Below are 22,199 nucleotides of genomic sequence, written 5' to 3'. Positions count from 1 at the left end.
GGGAGGATGGGCGGATGACGAAGACGGCCCTGACACGGCTGCGCGTCCGGCTGCGGGCCGCCGGGGACGACCTGACGCGCCCGGCCGGGCCGCGGCCCACACCCACCCCCGCGGGCCGGGCGTTCGACACCGGCCTGGCGCTGCTGCTGGGCGTCATGTCGGCGCAGTTCGCCATGGGCGACCTCTACGAGGAGTCGCACCGGCACGGCACCGGCGGGCTGGCCGCGCTGCTGGTCCTGGTCGCCGTGGCCGCGGGCGCGCTCGCCTGGCGCCGCAGCCACCCCCTCACCGTGCTGTGGATCGTGATGGCGGCCAACGCCCTCACCCCGCACGACGCGACACGGCTCACCTTCTACGCCCTGATCATCGCCGCGTACAGCGCCGCCGCGCACAGCCCGTACCGTACGGCGACGATGCTCAGCCTCGGGCCGACGGTCGTACTGGCCGTGGTGGTGGGCCGGTCGGTGCCGTACGTCCCCGGCATGGACGTCGAACCCACCGTCCCCGTCCAGTGGGTGCCGCTGCTCGTGTCCGTGCCGCTCGTGGTGACCGCCGTCGGGCTGCGCACCTGGCGGGAGCGGGCCGCCGAGAGCCGGACCCGGCTGTCCGCCGTGGAGCGGGCCAGGACCGAGGAGCTGCGCGTCGCCGTCGAGCACGAACGCGCCCGCATCGCCCGTGAGTTGCACGACGTCGTCACGCACAACGTCAGCGTGATGGTGATCCAGGCCGGGGCCGCCCGCAAGATCCTCGACCGCTCCCCGGACGAGGCCCGCGAGGCGCTGCTCGCCGTGGAGTCCGGCGGCCGCGCGGCGATGGCGGAGCTGCGGCACGTGATGGGCCTGCTCACGATGGACACCGAGGACGACGCCCACGACGGCGGCGACGGCGGCGAGGCGGGACGGCTGGCGCCGCAGCCCGGCCTCGGCCGGCTGGACAGCCTGGTGGAGCGGGTGCGCGCCGGGGGAGTGGACGTCACGCTCGCCGTCCACGGCCCGGCCCGCCCGCTGCCGCCCGGCATCGAACTGGCCGCCTACCGCGTGGTGCAGGAGGCGCTCACCAATACCGTGAAGCACGCCACGGGCGCGCGGGCGAGCGTCCGGGTCGACTACGGCGCCGACGACCTGCGCGTCGAGGTCGCCGACTCCGGCGGCGCCCCCGGCCCGTCCGCGACCGCGGGCGACGGCCGCGGCCTGATCGGTCTGCGCGAACGCCTCGCCGTCTACGGCGGCACCCTGGACGCCGCCCCGCGCCTCCTCGGCGGCTACCGTGTGCAGGCCCTGATCCCCCTGGACCAGGCGTAAACCTTCCCCTGGAGCAGGCGTGAACACCGACTCGGAGCGCCGGGTGAACACCGCCTCGGAGCGCCCGTGAACATCCCTGGAGCACCCGTGAACCCGTCACCCCCGCGCGTCCTGGTCGCCGACGACCAGGCCCTCGTGCGCACCGGATTCCGGCTGATCCTCGGCGCCGACGGCATCGAGGTGGTCGCCGAGGCGACCGACGGCGCCGAGGCCGTGGCCGCCGTCCGCCGCACCCGGCCCGACGTGGTGCTGATGGACATCCGGATGCCCGAGATGGACGGCCTGGAGGCCACCCGGCGCATTCTCTCCGGTGGCGCGGAGGCTCCCCGGGTCATCATGCTCACCACCTTCGACCTCGACCGTTACGTCTACGCCGCGCTGTCCGCCGGGGCCAGCGGCTTCCTGCTGAAGGACGTCACGCCCGAGCAACTGGTCGCCGCCGTCCGCACGGTCCGCGCGGGCGACGCCCTCCTCGCGCCCGCGATCACCCGCCGTCTCGTCGAACGGTTCGCCCGTACGGCACCGGAGACGGCCGCGCTCCACCGCGACCTCGCCCTGCTCACCCCGCGCGAACTCGACGTGCTGCGGCTGCTCGCCCGCGGTCTGAGCAACGCCGAACTCGCCACCGCGCTGCACCTGTCCGAGGCGACCGTGAAGACCCACGTCTCGCGCGTCCTCGGCAAACTCTCCCTGCGCGACCGGGCCCAGGCGGTGGTGGTGGCGTACGAGACGGGACTGGTCAGTCCGGGCGGCCGGGAGGCCGACGGCGCCGTTCCCTGACGGCCGCCGAACCCGGCGGTGCCGCCCTCGCCGAGCGCGTCGCAGCTCTGGACGGGCAGGCCACCGGTGGGCTCCGGTGGGTCCCGGCGGCCATGATCCGGCTGATCCGATCGCGATACGATCACCGCATGAGCGACCGGCGGGAGAGCTGAGATGGCGGGCCTGCGCGCGGCCCAGAAGGAGATGACCCGCACACTCCTGCTCACCACGGCCCTGGACCTGTTCACGCAGCAGGGCTACGCGGCGACGACGGTGGACGCCATCGCCTCCGCCGCCGGAACCACCCGGGTCACGTTCTACGCCTACTTCCCCTCCCGCAGCGACCTGATGAAGGCGCTCATCGGCGAACTCGGCGAGGCGCTGCAGAGCGCCGGTTCACCCGCCCACGGCTCCCCGGCACGCGGCCTGGCCGCGGTCGTCGCCGAGGGCGGCCGCGCCGCGTTGCGGGAGTGGCTGTGGACCGTCTCCGGCCGCTGGGACGTCGTGCGCGCCCACCTCAACGCCGCCTTCGAGGCCGCCGCCGTCGACCCCGAGCTGCGCGGCCTGGTCGACGCGTGGTCCGAGGAGGCCGTCGGCGACATCGAGCACGGCCTCGACCAGGCGGACCGCTTCGAGCCGTCGAGCCGCCGGCTGCGCGGGGTGCTGGCGATGGCCCAACTCGACCACGTGGCCCGCACCTGGACCCCGGGCCGCTGGGACAACGACCGCGAGCAGGTCGTCGACACCCTGGCGGAGAGCTGGGCGGGGCTGCTCGGCGACGCCTCGCCGGGCAGCTGAGGGCCGGGCCGCCCCGCCCCTCCTGCCACGTCGGCACTACGACGTCGCCGCCAGGAACCGTTCCAGCGAACCCGCCATCGCCGTCACGAACCCCTCGCGCACCGGCTCCGGGACCCGGTCGAGGGAGAGATACGGGTTCAGGTCCTCCAACTCGACCAGCAGCAGCTCCCCTTGACGGGTGCGGCAGGCGTCGACGCGCTGGATGCCGTGGTCCAGGGTGTTCCAGTCGACGAAGCGCCGCGCGAACTCCAGGTCGGCGGCGGTCGGCTCGTACGGTTCGAGCAGCCAGCGCCGCTCGGGGTCGGGCGCGTACAGGGCGTACTGGAAGGCGTCGTCGACGTAGTAGAACGACACCTCGTAGCGGAAGTCGATGTGCGGCTGCACGAGGAGCCCGCCGTCCAGACCGGCCGACAGCCCGTCGAGTTCCGCCGCGGTGACGATCCGCAGCCCGATGGAGTCCGCCCCGGCCTTCGGCTTCACCACGTACTCCGCGGCGCCGGTCAGCAGGCCGAGTTCCGCCGCCCGGTCGACGGTGGGTATCACCGGCTGCCCGGCCCGCGTCAGCTCCAGCAGGTACTCCTTGCCGGCCATGTCGCCCCGGCCGGTCAGCGGGTTGTACACGCGGGTGCCGCGCGCGAGTGCCGCGGCGCGGAAGGCGTCGTACTCCTCGCGGTAGTGGAGGACGGGCCCGCTGTTGCGGACCACGACCGCGTCGAAGGCGTCCATCAGCCGCACGGCGTCGCCCGGATGGCACAGCGCGACGTCGAAGCCGTCGCGGAGCCGGGACGACAGGTGGATGTCCTCGTCGCAGTAGCGCCGGCCGCGGGCGTCGTAGGCGAGATCGGTGACGTAGAGCAGACGCGGACGGGCGGCGGACGCGGACACGGGCATGAGCTGCTCACCTGGGGTTTCCTGAGGGCGGACGGTGATCAGCCACTGTCGCCCGCCCGCCGGAAAGTGTCAAACATTCAACCTTCGGACCGAGGGTGAACCGGGCTGCGGACCGGGCGGCGGACTGGGCTGCGGACCGGGCGGCGGGCCGCCGTCGCCGGATGTGCGGCTCTCCCGCCCGGGTGTTGCAATGACGGAGGGAATCCGGCGTATACGGGAGGGACGAAGCCGTGACGCGGTCGGACCGATCCACCGCCGCCTCCGCCGCCGGTACACAGCCCGAAGAGGCGGACCGGCTTCGGGAGCTGCTGCGCAACCGGGCCTATCAGAAGGCCCTCGTGTTCTCGGCGATCATGGGCGTGCCGGTCTCCCTGGCCGCGTTCTGGTTCCTCGCCGGGCTGCACGAGGCGGAGCACCAGGTGTGGGAGGAGATCCCCGACGACCTGGGCTGGAGCACCCCGCCGTCCTGGTGGCCGCTGCCGTTGCTGGCGCTGGCCGGGCTGGTCGTGGGCCTCGTGGTGCGCCATCTGCCGGGAGGCGGCGGACATGTGCCCGCGGGCGGCCTGCACACCGCGGGGATGTCGCCCGTCGCGCTGCCCGGAGTGATCGTCGCCGCCGCGGCCAGCCTGCCGCTCGGCGCGACCCTCGGCCCCGAGGCGCCGCTGATCGCGCTCGGCGGCGGCCTCGCGCTGCTGTTCAGGGACCTGGCCAGGGCCCCGGCGACCCCGCAGAGCTCGGCCCTGCTCGGCGCGGCGGGCGCCGCGGCAGCCCTGGCCGCGATCTTCGGCAACCCGCTGGTCGCGGCCGTCATCCTCATCGAGGTCGCGGGGGTGGGCGGCCCCCAGCTGTTCGCCGTGATGCTGCCCGCGCTGCTGGCCAGCGGCGTCGGGGCGCTGGTCTTCACCGGCTTCGGCCACTGGACCGGCCTGTCGACCGACAGCCTGACGCTCCATCTGGGCGTCCCGCTGCCGCGCCTCGACGCGGGGGACGTGTGCTGGGCGGTGCTCATGGCCGTCGCCATCGCCGTCGCGATCCACTTCGTCCTGGCCGGCGGGCGCCTCGCCGCGATCTTCGTCGCGGGCGGCGTGATCCCCCGCACCGTGCTGTGCGGGCTGGCCGCGGGCGCCTGCGCCACGCTGTACGCGCTACTGGTCGACCGGTCGCCCGCCGACGTGGCGTCCTCCGGCGAGGCGCTGCTCGGGCAGCTGGCCTCCGATCCGCACTCCTGGCCGGTGAGCGCCCTGATCGCGGTACTCCTGTGCAAGGGGGCGGCGTACGCGCTCTGCCTCGGCAGCCTGCGCGGCGGTCCCGTCTTCCCGTCGCTGTTCCTCGGCGGCGCGGCGGGCGTGCTGCTCGCCCCGCTGCCCGGTCTCGGCGTCGTGCCCGGAATGGCGGCGGGCATGGCCGCCGCGGTGGCGGCGTCCCTGCGGCTCCCGGTCAGCGGCGTGGTGCTGGTGGTCCTGCTGCTCGGCAGCTCCGCGATGATCCCCGTGATCATCCTGGCCGCCGTGGTCGGCTTCATCACCGTGGAGCTGCTGCCGCCCGGCCGCCCCCTGCCCGCGATCGGCAAGCCGGCCGGACCACCGCAGACCCATCCGGCGGCCACCTGGGACGAGGGACGCGAGGGCGGGCACGGCGACGCCGAGCCCGCCACGGAGAAGACCGCGCCGACCGATACGGCGCCCGGCGGCCCGGAGCCACAGGGCACCCGCTGACCCGGAGGGGCCGCACGTGCCCGCCCGGGGTGGCCGTCCGCGGTGCCCGCCCGCGGTGCCCGGCCCGTCGCGGGGGTCAGTCCTTGTGTCCTGGCCGCCCGACCCCGGGCCGCCCGCCCCCGCGTCGCGCGGCGCCGCGGCGGGCCGCCAGGCGCCACAGGCGTCGTTGCAGACGCAGCGTGAGGACGCCGACCACCACCAGGACGACCACGTTGAGCAGCAGTTGAAGCAGTGAACTGCGCGCCTGGTCCCAGTCGTCGAACGCGATCGCCACGCCCACACCGGAGGCGGCGGGGATCGTCGTCACGGAGATGAACACCCCGAGCAGCGCGCTGCCCCGGGCCTCGGTGAGGGAGACGATCCCGACCACACCGGCCAGCACGGCGACGGAGACGGAGAAGAAGTCCGGGGTGCCGATGAGATGGGAGACCGGGCGCAGCCCCAGCTCGAAGGTCGCCGACTGGAAGCCCGCCCGGCGCGCCAGGGCCGAGAAACCGAGGGCGGCGACGATGGCCAGCGCGAAGCCCACGGACAGTGCGACGGTCCCGTCCCGGACGCGATGGCGCAGGCGGCGGTCGATCCCGAGCGCGACGCTGGTGAGCGCGTTGTACTCGGGGCCCACCACCATCGCCGCCACGATCAGGATCTGCGAGTTCGTCATGATGCCGACCGAGCCGATGAGCGCGGCGATGACCAGGAACAGGTAGAACGACGGCGGATAGGTGCCGCCGGCCCGGATCCGGGCCTCCAGCGCCACCCACAGCGGCGCGTCGACGCGGGCGTGCGGCTGGGCCGCCACGACCCGCTCGGCGTCCCGCGAGAACATCATCTCCACGGTGCCGACCGCGATCGAACCCGCCCGGTCCACGCCCAGCGCGCGCAGCCGGGCCAGTACGTCGTTCGCGGCGCCCCGCAGCACGTCGCACTCCAGCGCGTCCCCGTCCGGGACATGGGCGTCCCGGACGAGCAGGAGGTTGAGGACGCACTCGTCGGCGGAGAGCAGGTCGACCACCCGTCCGGTGAGAGCGGGCGGCGTCACCAGGCGGACATGGACCAGATCCATCCGCTGCCTCCTCCGGGCGGGCCTGCCCCCGCGGGGCGGGCGTCGGGCACCGGCCCCGGTCCACTATCGCCCGCCCGGGAGGAACCCGCCCCGCGGAACGGGCCGCGCGGAAGGCAGTCCGGGCGGCCGGCGATCGACGCGCGGACCTCCGGGCCCCCGCCGCGCGTGCCCTCCCACGGACCCCCGCCCTGCGCGCCCCCTCCCCGGGACCCCCGCGCCCCCTCCCGGACCCCTGCCCGTGCTGGCCCGCGTGCCCGGAACGGCCGTCCTCATCAGGCGATTCCCGCCGACGTGGCCGATAGTGGTCACGGGACGACGTCCCCGCCCGTACCCGTACCGGCACAGGAGGACCGATGCGCGTTTCCCGGCGGCTGGCCGCGCTCTGCGGCATGGCGTTGTTCGGTATCGCGCTGACCGCCTGCGAGGATCAGGCGTCCGGCGTCATCGAAGGACGCAAGGGCACGACGGTGCAGACCATCTCGAACCCGCCCATCGACGGCTGCCACCGCTTCGTCGGCAGCGTCGAGGAGGTCCACAACCGGACGGGCAGCGACATCAAGCTGTACACCACGCCCGACTGCACCGTGCCGAAGAACGGCGACAGCAAGTTCCTCGGCACGGGCCTGTCCGACGACGCGGTCGCGTCGACCGGGCTGTGGCAGAGCTTCACCTTCGCCCCGGGCTGACAGGGCCGCGCCGTGCGCGCCGGGACGGTCAGCCCCGCAGGCCTCCCCTGGTCTCGGCCCACTCCGTCCCCCGCGACCACAGGCCGGCGCCGCCCGCGGTGCCCGTGCCGCCCCACGGCCCGGACGGCGCGCCGTCGCCGGAGCCGCCCGTGGCCCGGTCGCCGCTGCCGCCCGCCGCCACCGGCCGGTGGTCCTGGCCCGTACGACGGAACCCGACCGTGTACGTCCGCGTGACCGCACCGTTCGCCGATGTCACCTCGATGGTGCGGGTGGTGAACCCGGCCTCGCCCGACGCGAGCACGGAACCGCCGTCGGTGACTTTCACCCGGGCGCCGGAGGCGGCCGCCACGGCGGAGACCGCGGGAATCCGCGCGTTCCTCGGCAGGTCGACGACGTAGGTGGCCGTGTCCGGGTCGAACCCGTCGATCGCGACACCGCCCACGGTGATGGCGCGGGCGCCGGCGACGCTCGCCCGGGTGGCGTCCGTGCGGCCGGTCACCGTGACCTGCCCGTCGGCGTCCACCACGACCTGCGCCGACATCGCCGCCGCCAGGTCGATCCGCTGCCAGCTCGCCTCGCCGCCGCCGGTGAGGTCGAGCGGGTAGCCCGAGTCGGTCGCGGTCTGCTCCAGGACCTGTGTGCGCTGCCCGGTGGTGAGGTCCGGGAAGGCCGTGGTCAGCAGCGCCGCCGCGTCGGACGGCGTCACCAGGGTCTGCCCGGCCTTCCCCGTCTGCGAGAACCCGTACGTCAGGCGCTGTGTGTACAGGTCGACGTCCTGCGCCTGGCTCAAGCCGTCGTAGGAGTCGCCCGCGCAGGCGGCCAGCGTGTCGCCGTACCCCTGCGCCGAGCACTGCGCGAGCAGGACGTTCTCCATCTCGGTGTGGGCCGCGAGGAGCAGTTGCCGGAACTCGGGGTCGGCCCACCGGTGCGCCACGGTGGCCTGCCCGGTGATGCGGCCGCCCATGACGTCGAGCGGGTAGTGGAACCCGAGGACGATGCGGTTGTCGCCGTACTCCGAGGTGCGCGCGAGGATCGACGGCGCCAGCTCGGGCAGGAGCGTGGCGAGCAGCGTCCCGGTCTCGTAGCCGCTGTAGGTGTGGCCGCTCGGGTACGAACCGTCGCCGGCCAGGCCGCTGTACGAGCCGTCCTGCGACTCGTACACGTCGCCGCCGTCGCCGACGAACCCGAGCCGGACGTACGGGCGGAGATACCCGTAGTGGTCCTTCGCCTCGGCGTGGGTGTCGAGGCCCTGGGCGACGCGCGCGAACAGGGCGCTGGTCTTGGGCAGTCGGCCGGCGTCGAGGGCGTCGAGGTAGAGCCGGCCGAGCCGGGAGCCGAGGCCGTCGGCCATCGTGACGGTCGGGCTGTTCGTCGCGTCCGTCTCGGCCCGGTCGACCTCGCTCTGCGTCGCCGCGTTGTTGATGCCGAGGGCGATCCTGTCGTTCTGCGCGGTGGGCGAAGTGCCGGACGCGACTTTGGAGTTGGCGCCGAGGGTGGTGGAGCCGAGGTCGTCGAAGCCGCTGAGCAGGTCGTCGAAGTAGTCGCTGCCGTCGCCGGTGGCGGGCCAGGTGTCCGACGCGTAGGAGGCGTCGAGAGTGTCGGAGGAGAAGGGGGACGGCACGTAGTCCGCCGGGTCGGAGGACGTCACGGCGGCGGCCGTTGCGTCTGAGGCCGTTCCGTCGGAGGCCGCCGAACCGGCCGAATCCGCGGCGTCGGCAACGGTGTTGGCGTCGGCGGTGGCGGTGGCGTCGGCGCCCGTGCCGGTGTCGTCCGAGGTGCCGGCCAGGGTGACCGCGGTGACGGCGGCCGTGTGGGTCGGCGCGTCGCCGCGGGTGGTGAGCAGCGCGGTGGCCGCCGTGCCGGAGACGTGCGTGGCGGTCCCGTCGTCGAGGGTCACGGTGTAGCCGACGACCGGGAAGCCGCCGTCGCCGGCCGCCCGCCAGGTCACGCGGACGTGATGGCCGTCGGTCACCACGCCCGTCACGGTCGGCGGCTGCGGTGTGCTGTCGCCGGTGACCACGGGCTGCGTGGCGGCGCTCGGCCGCGAGGCGCCCACGGCGTTCACTGCCCGGACCCGCGCGGTGTACGACGCGCCGGTGGGCAGCCAGGTGAACGTCGTGCTGCGGCTGTGCGGATCGCGGATCGTGACCTGGTGGCCGTCGTCGAGGGTGACCCGGTAGCCGGTGACCGCGGAGCCGCCGTCGTCCTCGGGCGCGGACCAGGCCACCGTCACGCTCGTGCCGGACGAGGTCGCCGACACCGCGCCGGGCACGGCCGGGACCGTCCTCGGCTTCGTCGTGAGCCCGGAGCGGGCGTGGTCGAGGGCGTCGTAGCGCGCGGTGAGGGTCTCGTCCGTCGCCGCGCCGTCCGCCACGGCCGTCCTCGCCGCCGCCAGCGCGTCGGTGAACGCGGTCCACAACGCGTCGGTGTAGCGGGCGTCGTCGAGGGCGGATACGGCCGTGATCAGGTCCTCCAGCTTCAGCCGGGGGAGCGGGATCAGCTGGCCGACCGCGAGGGTGAGGCTGCGGGTCTGCGCGTCGACCTCGGACTGCGCGGCGTCGGAGGCGTCCACAAGGGCGCGTGCGGCGCCGAGTTCGCGCAGGAACACCCCGAAGTCGATGGTGTCGTACCGGCTCGCGTCGTCGGACAGCCCCGCGAACGTGTCGATCGCCTTCCGCAACGCGGTGGTGTCCGTGGCGGCGGGCGTGCCGACATGGCTGAAGGTGACCCGGCCGAGGTTCGCGACGTACGGGTGCGAGGAGTCCGCCTGCGTGGTCAGCCGCAGATGCACCCGGTGCGTGCCGGTGATCGCCTTCGGCAGGGTCAGACTGGTCGTCCCGCCGGACGACCACGCCGATCCGGTCACCGGCAGCGGGATCGACGCGTACGGCGTCCCGAGGGCGGCCGGGTCGAAGGAGTCCAGGTAGAGCTGGACGGCTGAACCGGTGCCGCAGCGCGCCGAGTTGTTGACGTAGGTGAGGGTGACGGTGTCCTTCGCGGAGCTGCCGAAGTCGAGGTCGCCGTAGTCGAGCCAGGCGCCGTCGTAGGTGCCGCCGAGGTCGGTGGCGGACCCCGCGCCGGTCCAGGTCGCCGTCTCGCTCTTGAGGCCGCCGCCACCGGAGGCGGTGAACGCCGTCGCGTCGAACGCGAGCGGGGCGTCGGCGCTGCTGGTGAGGGTCAGCGCGTACACGTTGGCCACGTAGGGCTGGCCGGCGGACTGGGTGCCGGAGACGAAGTCTGCGTACACGTCCTGCACCCCGGCGAAGACGCTCGGGTCCAGCTGCACGGTCGTGGTGGCGACGGTGCCCCAGCCCGAACCGGTGTACCCGAGCGGGATGTCGACGCTCCGGGCGTCGTCCTTCGCGCCGAGGTGCAGCTCGATGCGCGAGTCCGACGCCGCGCGCGACTGGGGCTTGTCGTAGCTGACGGTGACGGTGTCGGCGCCCTCGCCGAGGCGGGTGCCCTGCCACTCGGCCCACGCGCCGTTCGTGACGTTCTCGAAGATGCCGTTCGCGAGGTCGAGCTCGGACGAACCGCCGCCGGTCGCCGTGGTGTTGCCCGCGTTCAGGGTGGCGAGCGTGGTCGACGTGGACGAGGCGACCTGGTCCGGTGAGAACTGGTACCAGTCGAAGTTGGAGACCCAGCTCTGCCCGGACGGCGCGTGGAACACGAAGGTCGCGCTCGACGCGGCCAGCAGGGCGTCCGGGTCGGTGACGGCCGCCTGCACCGTGGCGTAGTACTGCCAGCCGCCGGTGCCGGGGAGCTGCACGGTGGCGACCACGGGCCCGTCGGCGCCCCCGGCGTGGATGTCGACGCTGCTCGGAGTCGCGTTCGCCGCCTGCGAGTTGGCGTAGCGGACCGAGACGCTGTGCGGGGCGACCCCGCCGAAGTCCAGCTTGTCGAACGTCTCCCACGACCCCTCGGTGACCCCGCCGAGGTCGCCGTCCGAGTAGTACGCCTCGGCCTTCAGGTCGGCGCCGTACTTCTGGTCGGGGCTCTCGGCCTGGAGCACGGCGTAGCCGCCCTCGTCGATGGTGAGCCCGTCGACTGCGGACTGGAGGGTGTCGTCCGCGGCCATGATCGTGCCGGTCCCGGAGGCGCTGTCCGCGAGGACGGTCCGGGCGCGATCCAGAGCCGACCGGAACAGGGTCCAGGAGCCGTCGGAGTAGTGGCCGGCGCGCACCAGGGACGCCTGGTCGACGAGCGCGGCGAGGGCCTTGCGCGCCACGGCGGCGGCGGACACGACGAGTGGGTCGGCGGGCGAGACCCCGGTGCCGGTGAGGCTGTCCGTGGTCGTGCCACGGCCGAACGCGCCGTCGTGGAAGGCGATGTCGAGGCGCGCGTCGACCTTGGTGCTGCCCGTCAGGGACAGGGTTGCCGTGTGCGCCCCGGTGACCCGGAGATCGGCGGTGACCCCGGCCGGCAGACCGGACACGGAGGCGGCGCCGGTGGCGGTGAGGCTGGTCCCCTTCCGGGCGGCGAAGGAGGCCGGCCCGGACAGGCTGAGCCTGATGTCCCCGTCGACGGTGCCGTCGGCGCTGGTGGCGAGGGTGCCGGGGTCGGCGGAGACGACGGTGCGGCCCGAGCCGGACGCCGTGCCGCCTCCGGTGTCGGTATCGGTGTCGAGCGAGTACGCGGCCGCGGTGTGCGTCCCCCAGTCGGACGCCTTGGCCCCCATGGTGAACTCCAGGGTGCCGCCGGACACGATCTGCGCGTAGTCCAGCCACGTGTTCGCGAACCGCGAGCCGTTGAGGGTCGCGCTCTGCACGTAGTAGGTGCTCGGGGACACGCCGTCGGCCTTCACCGTGAAGTGCCTGCCGTCGGCGTAGGTGATCGTCGTGGACTCGAAGAACGGGCTGCCGATCTGGAACTGGCTGGAGCCCGAGGTCACCGGGAACAGCCCGAGGGCCGCTGCGACGAACATGGTCGACATGGTGCCGGCGTCGTTGTCCATGGTCGGCAGGAAGCCGTGCGGGGAGAGCTGGTAGACCTGCGTGTCGACCGGAGGTGTGAACTCGCCCCCGGAGCTGGGTGCTTCGTTCGTGGAGCCGGTGGCGAGGTAGCGGTTCCAGGTGGTGCCGGTGTAGATGGCGCGCACCCACTTCTGCGTCAGGCCCGGCTCACCGACGTAGTTGAACAGGTAGGGAGCCTGGAGGTCGATCTCGTTGGCGTTGGAGTGCAGCATGGTCGAGCCGTCGGCCGCGTCGGAGTCCTCGCCGAACAGGTGCTCCACGGCGGCCTTTCCGGCCTGTGCGCCGCCCATCGCCTTGATGAGGCCGCCCATGTCGTAGGCGTCGTACCAGTTGTACTGCCAGAGCGTGCCCTGGTAGAGGCCGGCCGCCTCGAACTTCTCGTAGTCGGCGCTCTGCCAGTCGCCGCCGGTGGCACGCGGGGTGAGCAGACCGACCTTCGTGCCGTCGGCCGCCGTCCAGGCCCCGGACTTGACGAGGTTGTCGATCGCCATCGTCGACTGCGTGCGCAGCTTCGTCTCGTCGTCCGACTTTTCGAGCGCGCCCGCGACGACGGACAGCGCCCACTGGTCGTAGCCGCGCTGGACGGTCGTGCCGGGATCGCCCGAGACATAGCCCTGCCGCAGCTGCGCGCCGGTGTAGTACCCGGTGGAGGAGAGCAGCGCGGGATAGGCCTCGTCGAGCCGGTCGAAGTCCCGGTAGCCCTTGGAGATCGCGTCGGCGATCACCACGGCCGACCGCTCCCAGCGCACGGTCGGAACCGAGTGGGTCAGGCTGCCGAGGCTCTTGCCCGAGGTGTGGGCGTCGGCGAACAGTTCGATGAGCGACTGCACCAGGTCCCGGTAGGTGACCGGGTCGATGTAGGCCTCGACGGAGTACTTGCGGAAGTCGTCCCAGGTGGACCAGCCGTCGTAGTACGTGAAGCCGTTGGTCTTGTGCACCGCCCCGTCGACACCGCGGTAGGTCCCGCTGGTGCTGGTGGCGTTCACCGGCAGCGCGTACATGCGGTACAGGTGGGTGTAGAACTCGTCGGTGAGCGTCGAGCCGGGGTCGGAGGTCGCGGAGGACTTCACGTCGACGGCGCCGAGGGTGCTGTTCCAGTCCGCCTTCGTCTGCGCGCGGGCCTGGTCGAAGGTGCTGCCGCCGACCTCGTTGCGCTGGTCGACGGCGGCCTGTTCGGCGCTGATCGGCGACAACGTGATGTGCAACTCCACGTCGGATGCGGCGGACTTGTCGAACTGGAGGATCGCGCCGGTGTCGCCGCCGTCCTGCGTGGTCGCCCCGCTCAGCTTCCCGTCGGCGCCCCAACTCCGCAGCGAGGTCACGGGGACGTTGGTGGTGGCGTAGTAGTACAGCCGGTAGGCGGCGCCGTTGAACGACCCGGCGACGAGACCGGAGATCGCGGTGGTGCCGTCGGACAGGGTCGTGGCGCTCAGGGTCGAACGGGTGCGGCTGGTGTAGTTGTTGGCGAGATCGAGCACCAGCTCGGGGTCGGACCCGTCCGGAAAGCGGTACCGCTCCAGCGCGGTGCGGGTGGTCGCGGTCATCTCGGCGTCGACTGTGCCGCCGGTCTGCGTCACGGCGGACCCGGTGCCGCCCAGGGCGCCGAGGCCCACCTGGTAGTAGCCGGGCGTCGCCGTCTCGTCGTCGTGGCGGTAGGCGTGCGCGTACGTGCCGGTGGCGGGCCGGCTGTCGTACTGCACGGAGGTGGGCACGACCAGCAGGTCGCCGCCGCCGCCCGAACCGCCCACGCCGTCGAGGTCCGTGGCGGTGAACCCGGCGATGTGGTCCTCGTCGTAGTCGTACCCGGAGTGGTTCCGGTCCGGCGTGGTCATCGGGTTGACCTTGGCGAGGCTGTGCGGGGCCTCGGCGCCCGGCAGGTCGTTGCCGTCGTCCCCGCGGGTGGACACGAACGGGTCGACGCGCTGGGTGTAGTCCGTGCCGGACGCCGTCGTGCCGGAAGCCGTCGTGGCGCCCGCCGGGGCCGAGGCCACCGCCGTCCCGCCGGCCGTCAGCGTGGTGAGCCCGAGCGCTCCGGCGAGCAGCGCGCAGACCGTTGCCCGCAGCAACCTCCGGCGCCGCCGGTCCGGTCTCACCAAGGTCGTACGGGCCAAGCGGGCGTGATGTCGTGTGAGCACGGAACCTCTCCAGTGGCGTCGCGATCCACACGCACGGACCGGACCGCGGGACAACGTTGTCGCCCCGACGTGCCCGCACCGTGCGCACCAGAGGAAGGACGGCCGCGACCCTACGGAACACAGACCCGTCATGTCCACGACCGCCCCACATTTCACAGGGGCCGGAAGTACGCCGGGCAAACGGGGTGCGTACACAGGTGGTTGGGGCACCCGTCGTGTGCGGTCCGGGGCGTCCGTCGTGGTCTTCTCCGGCTGCGAAGCCGTTGTGACCGCGGGCAGCGGCGGCGCCCTGTCCGTCCCCGGCGCCATCGGCTGCGGCGCGCTCGCGGGCGCGGCTGCCGGCCTGGTCGACCAGGGCAGCAAGTGCATGGGCGGCCAGCAAGGGGTCTGCTCGGTCAGCGCGTTCGCCACATCCACCGTGCTCGGCGCGGTCGGCGGAGCCGTCGGCGGCGGCATCGGCCGAGCCCTCGGCGGCAAGCTCGCGGCCTCCGCGCTCGGCAAGGCGCTCCCGAAGCTCGTCACGAACGTCCTGGGGGGCGCGGCGATAGGCGGCATCTCCGGCGGCGCGACCGGCGCGGCCGACTACGGCCTGACCTGCTCCGAGACCCACGCGGGCTGCTCCTGGTCGGGCGCGGCGGCCGCGTCCGCGGAGGGAGCGGAGTCCGGCGTCGAGGGCGGAGCGATAGGCGGCGTCATCGCGACGGCGGGCGGCGCGATGCTCGCCCGCGGCTGCGGGACGACCCACAGCTTCACGGGCTCCACGAAGGTCGTGATGGCCGACGGCTCGACCCGCCCCATCGAGGACATCAAGGCGGGCGACAGGATCAAGGACGCCGTCCCCGGCGGGAAGGCCACCGAGACCCACACGGTCACCCGCGTGATCGTGACCCGCACGGACCACGACTTCGTGGACGTGACGGTGACGTCCACGTCCTCGAAGCGGGGGGCGTCGGCGGAGCCCGGGGCCACGGAGCGGGAGACGGCGGCCGGGGCCACAGAGCGGGCGGCCAAGGCGAGTCCGGGTCTGGCCAAGCGCCTCCAGACCGAGACGGGCACGGCCACGGTCACCGCGGTACGCCTGTACCACGCGCACACCACGACGTATGACCTGACGATCGGTGATCTGCATACGTACTATGTGCTGGCGGGGACCACGCCGATCCTCGTCCACAACACGGACGCCTTGAAGTGCGATCTCCGGGCGTATACGGATTTGGCCAGGCTTGCGCCTGGGAAGAATGAGGGGGCGGCGAGCGTTCTCTTGACGCCTTCAGGGAATGCCTATTTCGACATCAGTACCCGTAGGGCGGGTGAGGCTTTGAGGAGCCTTCCCTTGTCGCTGCGTCGAGTGATCGAGCAAACCGGCCATCACGGAGGGTGCGCCGAAATAGGCTGCATCGCCCAGGCGATGGAGGCTGGCGACCTGGTACGCGGAAGCAGTAGCCTGGCTATGCTCCGCAAGCCGTTTGATCACATTCGCTACAGGGACCTGCTCCCGGCTTGCCCACAATGTCAGGCCGTGATGTCGCGGCTCCGGATAACCGACCTATTCCAAGGGTGATGTAATGGGAAGACCGCTCAAGCGACTTCCTGCTGTTCGATGGGGCGAGCTCTCTGATGCCACCGGCTCCGCAGTAGAACTTCCAGCGCTGCTCTCAAAGTTGGCATGGGCCGGCGAGAGCGACGCTCGTGATGCCATTGATGAGCTGGCGGGCAGGGTATGCGCCCTGGGATTCGTTCTCGCGGAGGCCACGGCCAGCGTAATTCCATTTCTTATGGAATTGGCGGAAATTCCTGAATCGAATTGCCGGGTCGAGATCCTGGAGTTGGTCTCTGCTGTACATTCCACTCGGCAATGGGCTGATGCTGCGGCTGTTGCCGCACCAAAGCACCGTTCGTCCTATGACGAAAAGGTCTCCTGGGAGGAGAACTCAAGGGCGGCGGTGGAGGCGTCGAGGGGAATCATCGAATCGCTGACGCTGGACTCCGATGCCGCTGTGGCTGCGCTTGCGTGCCAACTGCTGGACGATTTGGTGGACCCTCCGGGTCGAACTTAGGATCGCTGTCGAGGGCTGTGCCCGGGAGGGGGATCTCCTTGAATTCTACGGATCTTTCGCATTTCGGAGATCCGTTCCTTCTGTCCGAGCCGAACGAAGTGGCGGGGATCCTTGCTCTCGTGGGGTCGTCCGTCCCGCCGCCCTTCTGGTGGGCTTCCCTGATGTCGTCGTGCTGGACGGGTTTTGGGGCAGTGGACTCCGGGAGTCGGATCATGGGCCGGTGGGGCGAGAGCCTTCTGTTGGCTCTGAGATCCGCGCGCAGGTCCGGCGGGTTGCCCTGGGAGGAGACGCTTCATCGTGAGGTCGTGGTCAAACTGGCCATGAACGCGGTGGGGATCGGGAGCGCCGAGATCCTCGACGGCGCGGACGGGGCCTGGCGGGACTTCGTGCGGGACCTGACCGGTGAGGGCGAAAGCCTGGAGGCACTGCGGTCCGAAGTCGCGTCGGTCCGGGCGACGGGCGTGGGATCGATGGCGCCGGTTCGTGTGCTGCGGCTCATGCGGATCCGCTTCGTACTACGGGAGTTCCTTCGCAGCCGGGAGCACCTGACGAGTGACGCGGAACGGGACGTGCGGCACTGGGCGGAGCAGCTCGCCGTCGCGTAGGTGCTCGTCCCGGGCGCGGTCACCGGACCGACGGGCCCTGGACGGAAGGGCGGTTCGGCCCTGTCGTTCATGGGAGGTCGGCGCAATCATCGACGCGTCGGCCGGGGCCCGGTGTGCGGATCCCGGCCGGCGTGCCGTTCCCGCACGTGCCCAACTCCCGGAGGAGTCCCATGCTGTCGCCCGAGTCGGCCGCCGTAGTCCGAGCCACCCTGCCCGCCGTCGGCGGGGCTCTCGGCGAGATAACGACGCGCTTCTACGGCACCATGTTCGCCGAGCACCCCGCCCTGCTGGACGGGATGTTCAACCGCGGCAACCAGGCCACCGGCGAGCAGCGCCAGGCCCTCGCCGGGTCCATCGCCGGATTCGCGACCGCCCTGGTCGCCGACCCCGACGCCCGCCCGGACGCGCTGCTGGCCCGTATCGCCCACAAGCACGCCGCGCTCGGCGTCACCGAGGACCAGTACACGATCGTCCACCAGTACCTGTTCCGCGCGATAGCCGAGGTGCTGGGCGAGGCCGTCACCCCGGAGGTCGCCGCCGCCTGGGACGAGGTCTACTGGCTGATGGCCGGCGCCCTCATCGCCCGCGAGGCCCGCCTCTACCAGGAGGCCCAGGTCGACCCGCACAAGCCCTGGCGCCAGTGGACCGTCGTCGAGCGGCGCGAAGAGACCCCGGACGTCGTGTCCTTCCTGCTGCGCCCGGCGGACGGCGGGCCCCTGCCCGAGGCGCGGGCCGGCCAGTACGTCAGCCTCCGCGCGCTGATGACCGACGGCATCCACCAGACCCGCCAGTACAGCCTCTCCAACGCCCCCGGCGACGGCCTGCGGCGCATCACCGTCAAGCGGGTGGCGAGCGTCGCCGAGAATCCCGAGGGCGAGGTCTCCAGCCTGCTGCACGGCACCGTCCGCGCCGGGGACGAACTGACCCTCTCCGCCCCGTTCGGCGACGTGATCCTCGACGACGCCGACACCCCGCTGCTGCTCGTCTCCGCCGGTATCGGCTGCACCCCGCTGGTGGGCATGCTCGAACACCTCGCCGCCACCGGTTCCACCCGCCCCGTGCGCGTCCTGCACGCCGACCGCTCCCCGGCCGACCACGCCCTGCGCGCGGACACCCGCCGTCTGGTGGGGCAACTGGCCGACGCGAGCGCCGAGTTCTGGTACGAGCAGGACGCCGAGGCGGAGCCCGGGAGCAACGAGGGCCTGATGGACCTGGACGGGCTCGGCCTCCCCGTCGACGCCGACGTCTACCTGTGCGGGGCGCTGCCCTTCATGCGGGACGTCCGCACCCAGCTCCTCAAGGCCGGTGTCCCCGCCCGCACCATCCGCTACGAGGTCTTCGGCCCCGACCTGTGGCTGGCCCACGGCGAGGACTGATCCGACGGCGGAACAAGCGAACTCGGCCCCGAAGCAACCGCGTCGGGGCCGAGCGCGTGTGAAGCGGCCTGCTCCGGCACGCCGTTCAGAGCAGCCCGCTCCAGTACGTCCAGAACCGGGTCAGCACCAGCAGCACGATCACCCCGTACCAGGCGCCGAGCAGCATGCCCTGCGTGTCCCGCAGGACCACCAGCACGCCCCGGGGCGCGCGGACGATTCCCTGCTCCAGCAGGTGCAGGGTCACGAACCAGAACAGGGCGATGGTCACCGTCCAGACCACCACGCAGTACGGGCAGATCTTCCCGAGGTCGTACAGCGACTGCTTGATCAGCCAGTGCACGAACAGGACCGCGAGCAGCGCTCCCGCGTCGAGGGCCAGCCACAGCGCGCGGTGCAGGCGCGCGCCGGAGAGCACCGCCATACCCAGCACCGCCACCACGGCGAAGGCGCCGAGGCCGAGGAGCATGTTGGGGAAGCCGAAGACATGCCCCTCCGCGCTCGACATGACGCTGCCGCAGTTCACCACGGGGCTGAGGTTGCACGGCGGGGTGTAGCCGGGATCGCGGAGCAAACGCCAGTCATCCACCGCGAGTTCGAAGGAGGCGAGCCAGCCGGCGATCCCGGTCAGCAGCAGGACCAGGCCGGTCCGGCGGCTCGCGGCCACGGTCCGCTCGCGCGGGACGGGACCGGCGTCCGGCGCGAGCGCGTGCGGATGGCTCATGCGGCGCGCCCGGGGCGTGAGGCCGACCGGTTCCCGGGTGTGGCCGCGGGGGCAGCGGCCCGGCCGTCCCGGCGGCGGTAGACGAGGTACGGGCGGGCGAGGTACCCGATCGGGGCGCTCCACACATGGACCAGCCGCGTGAACGGCCAGGCCGCGAAGAGCAGGCACGCGCACAGGGCGTGCAGCTGGAACAGCAGCGGCGCCCCGGCGATGGCCTCGGGCTGCGGGTGCAGGGTGAACACCCCGCGGAACCAGACCGAGACGGTCGCGCGGTAGTCGTAGCCGGGACCGAACACGTTGTGCGTCGCCGTGGCGGTGAAGCCGAGCAGCACGGTGGCCGACAGCAGCGGGAAGAGCACCTTGTCGCTGCGGTCGGTGGTGAGCCGGATCCGCCTGGTCAGCAGCCGTCGCGCGCACAGCATGCCCAGGCCGGTGAGCATCGCGACGCCTGCCACGGAACCCAGGGACACGGCCGTGAGGTGGTAGGCGTGTTCGCTGATCCCGGCGGCCTCCGTCCAGGACGCGGGCACCGCGAGGCCCACCACATGGCCGCCGATCACCGCGAACGCGCCGAGGTGGAACAGCGGGCTGCCCCAGCGCAGCCAGCGGTGTTCGAGGAGCTGGGTGGTGCGGGAGGTCCAGCCGAACTGGTCCTGGCGGTAGCGCCAGACATGCCCGACGACGAACACCGCCAGGCAGATGTAGGGGAAGGCGACCCACAGCAGCAGGTCGGTACCGCTGGGCGCGGCGGCCGCGATCGGGTTCATCGGACGCTCTCGGTGTGCTCGGCGTGACATGTGGGTGGGGCGGCGGGCGGTGGTACGAAGGCGTCCGGCGGCGCGAACTCGCCGTGCCCGTAGGCCCCGTACGGGTCGAGGCCCACCTCCTCGGTCGGTGGCCCCTCGGCCGCCAGCCGCGCGACGGCCTTCTCGTCGGCCTCGGAGAGCGGCGGCAGCAGAGTGAGCAGGGCGCCGACCAGGTGGTGGTACGGCGAGTCGGCGGCCTCCAGGGCCCGGTGGATCAGGCCGAGACCCCGGCGGTGCCGGCGCAGCGGCGCCTCGCCCGCGCCCGGACCGGCGAGAGCGGCGAACTCCAGGACGACCGGCAGGTGGTCGGGCAGTTCACCGCCGCCGATGTCCCAGCCGGCGGCCTTGTACGACTGCGCCAGCGTGAGCAGCGCCATGCCGCGGCGGCGGGTGTCGCCGTGCAGGTAGTAGGTGAGGTAGAGGCTGCTCCGGCGGCGCAGGTCGAACGTCTCGACGTAGTGGCTCTCCAGGGCCTCGGGGTCCTGGGCCGTGAACCAGTCGGTGAAGGCGGCCAGCCGAGCAGCGGCCGGAGAGGAAGGCAGAGCGCGCACCGCCTCCACCAACTCAAGACGTCCGGAGGTCAGTTCCGCGTCCGGGTACTGGAGGCACAGCGACAACAGCCTCAGCAGCAGGGCGCGTTCCTCTGCCTCCCGAGGCGTCAGCCGCGGCCGCCGCCGGACCGAGGCGCGGATGCGGGTGCGCACGATGGCGGGCAGGGTGCTGGGCAGCGGGCTCATGCCTGGTCTCCCGAGGTGGTGCGGCGCCGGGTGGGGATGCCGAGCATCACGCGCCGGCCGCCTGCGTCCGAGGGCTCGCCGGAGGTCTCGACGGGGCAGCGGTTCTCCATCGCGGTCAGCGCGGCCGCGTCCTCCTTGTGCGCCGCGGGGACGACGTACCGGTCCTGGTACTTGGCGACGGCCAGCAGCCGGTGCAGGTCCTGCGCGTCTCGCGCGGTGAGGCCCACGGCCTTGATCGCGGTCTCGTCGCCGTCCTCACCCAGGATCCGCTGCCGCATGTACGAGCGCAGCGCGGTGAGTTTCATGAGAACTCCGGCCACGACGTCGGCGTCCCCGGCGGTGAACAGCTCCGCCAGGTACTCCAGGGGGATGCGCAGCCGGGTGACGGCCGCGAAGACATGGTCGGGGTCGTCCTGGTCGCCGCCCGCCGCGTCGACGGCGTCGAGCACGGGGGAGAGCGGCGGGACGTACCAGACCATCGGCAGCGTGCGGTACTCCGGATGCAGCGGCAGCGCCAGCTTGTAGCGCATCACCAGGTCGTACACCGGGGAGCGGCGGGCCGCCTCCAGCCAGTCCTCGGGGATCCCGGACTCCCTTGCCGCCGCGATCACTTCGGGGTCGGACGGGTCGAGGAAGACACCACGCTGGGCGTCCAGCAGGTCCCGCTCGTCCGGGGTGGCGGCGGCCGCGCCGACGCGGTCGGCGTCGTACAGCAGCAGGCCGAGGTAGCGCAGTCGGCCGACGCAGGTCTCCGAGCAGACGGTGGGCTGGCCGGCCTCGATGCGCGGGAAGCAGAAGGTGCACTTCTCGGCCTTGCCGGTGGCGTGGTTGACGTACACCTTCTTGTACGGGCACGCCGTCACGCACATCCGCCAGCCGCGGCAGCGGTCCTGGTCGACCAGGACGATGCCGTCCTCGACCCGCTTGTACATCGCGCCGGACGGACAGGCCGAGACGCAGGCCGGGTTGAGGCAGTGCTCGCACAGGCGGGGCAGGTGGAACAGGAAGGTCTGCTCGAACGCGAACTTCACCTTCTCGGCCCACGCGCCGGTCAGGTTGGGGTCGCCGCCCGCGTGTTCGGGGGCGCCGCCGAGGCCGTCCTCCCAGTTCGCGCCCCAGGTGATCTCGGTGGGCCGGCCGGTGAGCACGGAGCGGGGCCGGGCGACCGGGATGTCCTTCCCGGCCGGGGCGTTGACCAGGTTGTCGTAGTCGTAGGTGACCGGCTCGTAGTAGTCCTCGATGCTCGGCAGGTCCGGGTTGGAGAACAGCGACAGCAGGCGCTTGACCCGGCCGCCCGAGCGCAGCACGAGGCGCCCGCGCCGGTCCAGCGTCCAGCCGCCCTTCCACTGCTCCTGGTCCTCGTAGCGGCGCGGGTAGCCGACGCCGGGCTTGGTCTCGACGTTGTTGAACCAGGCGTACTCGACGCCGGTGCGGTTGGTCCACGTCTGCTTGCAGGTGACCGAACAGGTGTGGCAGCCGATGCACTTGTCGAGGTTCATCACCATCGCCACCTGGGCCATGACGCGTCCCACCGGGGCCTTGGCGCGTTCCTCCGAGACGTCGGCGCGTCCCACCG

Annotated in this window: 16 protein-coding genes; 9 read left to right on the top strand and 7 right to left on the bottom strand. The window is 72.6% G+C overall.

Annotation, left to right across the window (positions count from 1 at the left end):
* The first annotated feature begins 14 nt into the window (after window positions 1-14).
* From WN71_RS15580 to WN71_RS15570, 3 genes are all read left to right on the top strand, one after another.
* Complete coding sequence (locus tag WN71_RS15580) at window positions 15-1,301, top strand: sensor histidine kinase (RefSeq protein WP_046587485.1); 1,287 nt, start codon at window positions 15-17, stop codon at window positions 1,299-1,301.
* An 87-nt stretch (window positions 1,302-1,388) separates the two neighbouring features.
* Complete coding sequence (locus tag WN71_RS15575; protein WP_046587483.1) at window positions 1,389-2,081, top strand: response regulator; 693 nt, start codon at window positions 1,389-1,391, stop codon at window positions 2,079-2,081.
* Window positions 2,082-2,264: 183 nt separating this feature from the next.
* Window positions 2,265-2,858 (top strand): TetR/AcrR family transcriptional regulator, encoded by a 594-nt coding sequence (locus tag WN71_RS15570; RefSeq protein ID WP_240529670.1) that lies wholly within the window; start codon window positions 2,265-2,267, stop codon window positions 2,856-2,858.
* A gap of 36 nt (window positions 2,859-2,894) precedes the next feature.
* On the opposite strand, the gene WN71_RS15565 is transcribed toward WN71_RS15570, so the two are convergent.
* The gene (locus WN71_RS15565) at window positions 2,895-3,749 is read right to left on the bottom strand and encodes an ATP-grasp domain-containing protein (RefSeq protein WP_046587480.1); all 855 of its coding nucleotides are present in this window, start codon (window positions 3,747-3,749) and stop codon (window positions 2,895-2,897) included.
* Between the two features lie 230 nt (window positions 3,750-3,979).
* On the opposite strand from WN71_RS15565, the gene WN71_RS15560 reads away from it, so the two are divergent.
* A complete protein-coding gene (locus tag WN71_RS15560; RefSeq protein ID WP_079177885.1) occupies window positions 3,980-5,464 on the top strand; it encodes a chloride channel protein in 1,485 nt (494 codons plus the stop codon).
* A gap of 76 nt (window positions 5,465-5,540) precedes the next feature.
* Here the strand turns inward: WN71_RS15560 and WN71_RS15555 are convergent, their stop codons facing one another.
* Window positions 5,541-6,527 (bottom strand): DUF389 domain-containing protein, encoded by a 987-nt coding sequence (locus WN71_RS15555; RefSeq protein ID WP_046587479.1) that lies wholly within the window; start codon window positions 6,525-6,527, stop codon window positions 5,541-5,543.
* A gap of 353 nt (window positions 6,528-6,880) precedes the next feature.
* Between WN71_RS15555 and WN71_RS15550 the strand changes: the two genes are divergently transcribed.
* A complete protein-coding gene (locus WN71_RS15550; protein ID WP_046587478.1) occupies window positions 6,881-7,213 on the top strand; it encodes a hypothetical protein in 333 nt (110 codons plus the stop codon).
* Window positions 7,214-7,241: 28 nt separating this feature from the next.
* Here WN71_RS15550 and WN71_RS15545 read toward each other — a convergent pair whose 3' ends face one another.
* Window positions 7,242-14,252, bottom strand: a complete 7,011-nt coding sequence (locus WN71_RS15545; RefSeq protein WP_240529669.1) for a glycoside hydrolase domain-containing protein — start codon at window positions 14,250-14,252, stop codon at window positions 7,242-7,244.
* Window positions 14,253-14,559: 307 nt separating this feature from the next.
* On the opposite strand from WN71_RS15545, the gene WN71_RS15540 reads away from it, so the two are divergent.
* The 4 genes from WN71_RS15540 (at window position 14,560) to WN71_RS15530 (ending at window position 18,359) form a co-directional block, all read left to right on the top strand.
* Window positions 14,560-15,882: a Hint domain-containing protein gene (locus WN71_RS15540; RefSeq protein WP_143074841.1), complete on the top strand. Its 1,323-nt coding sequence runs from the start codon at window positions 14,560-14,562 to the stop codon at window positions 15,880-15,882.
* 4 nt (window positions 15,883-15,886) lie between these two features.
* Window positions 15,887-16,378 (top strand): hypothetical protein, encoded by a 492-nt coding sequence (locus WN71_RS41485; protein ID WP_143074840.1) that lies wholly within the window; start codon window positions 15,887-15,889, stop codon window positions 16,376-16,378.
* Between the two features lie 305 nt (window positions 16,379-16,683).
* Window positions 16,684-16,983: a hypothetical protein gene (locus WN71_RS41480; protein WP_143074839.1), complete on the top strand. Its 300-nt coding sequence runs from the start codon at window positions 16,684-16,686 to the stop codon at window positions 16,981-16,983.
* Between the two features lie 170 nt (window positions 16,984-17,153).
* A complete protein-coding gene (locus WN71_RS15530) occupies window positions 17,154-18,359 on the top strand; it encodes a globin domain-containing protein (RefSeq protein WP_046587473.1) in 1,206 nt (401 codons plus the stop codon).
* 85 nt (window positions 18,360-18,444) lie between these two features.
* Here WN71_RS15530 and WN71_RS15525 read toward each other — a convergent pair whose 3' ends face one another.
* The 4 genes from WN71_RS15525 to narH are packed head-to-tail and all read right to left on the bottom strand — an operon-like array spanning window position 18,445 to window position 22,143.
* Complete coding sequence (locus tag WN71_RS15525) at window positions 18,445-19,080, bottom strand: vitamin K epoxide reductase family protein (protein WP_046587471.1); 636 nt, start codon at window positions 19,078-19,080, stop codon at window positions 18,445-18,447.
* Window positions 19,077-19,847 carry a respiratory nitrate reductase subunit gamma gene (gene narI, locus WN71_RS15520; RefSeq protein WP_046587469.1) on the bottom strand — a complete coding sequence of 257 codons (771 nt, stop codon included), beginning with the start codon at window positions 19,845-19,847 and terminating at the stop codon, window positions 19,077-19,079. Before narI ends, WN71_RS15525 begins: the two co-directional genes overlap by 4 nt.
* A complete protein-coding gene (gene narJ / locus WN71_RS15515; protein ID WP_046587467.1) occupies window positions 19,844-20,623 on the bottom strand; it encodes a nitrate reductase molybdenum cofactor assembly chaperone in 780 nt (259 codons plus the stop codon). Before narJ ends, narI begins: the two co-directional genes overlap by 4 nt.
* A complete protein-coding gene (gene narH, locus WN71_RS15510) occupies window positions 20,620-22,143 on the bottom strand; it encodes a nitrate reductase subunit beta (RefSeq protein ID WP_046587768.1) in 1,524 nt (507 codons plus the stop codon). The genes narJ and narH overlap by 4 nt, the downstream gene beginning before the upstream one ends.
* Between the last annotated feature and the right edge of the window lie 56 nt (window positions 22,144-22,199).

This window comes from Streptomyces mangrovisoli (genome assembly GCF_000974985.2).
GTDB classification, from domain to species: domain Bacteria; phylum Actinomycetota; class Actinomycetes; order Streptomycetales; family Streptomycetaceae; genus Streptomyces; species Streptomyces mangrovisoli.
The sequence above is the reverse complement of the archived record's forward strand: the minus strand, read 5'-3'. Positions and strand labels throughout refer to the sequence as shown.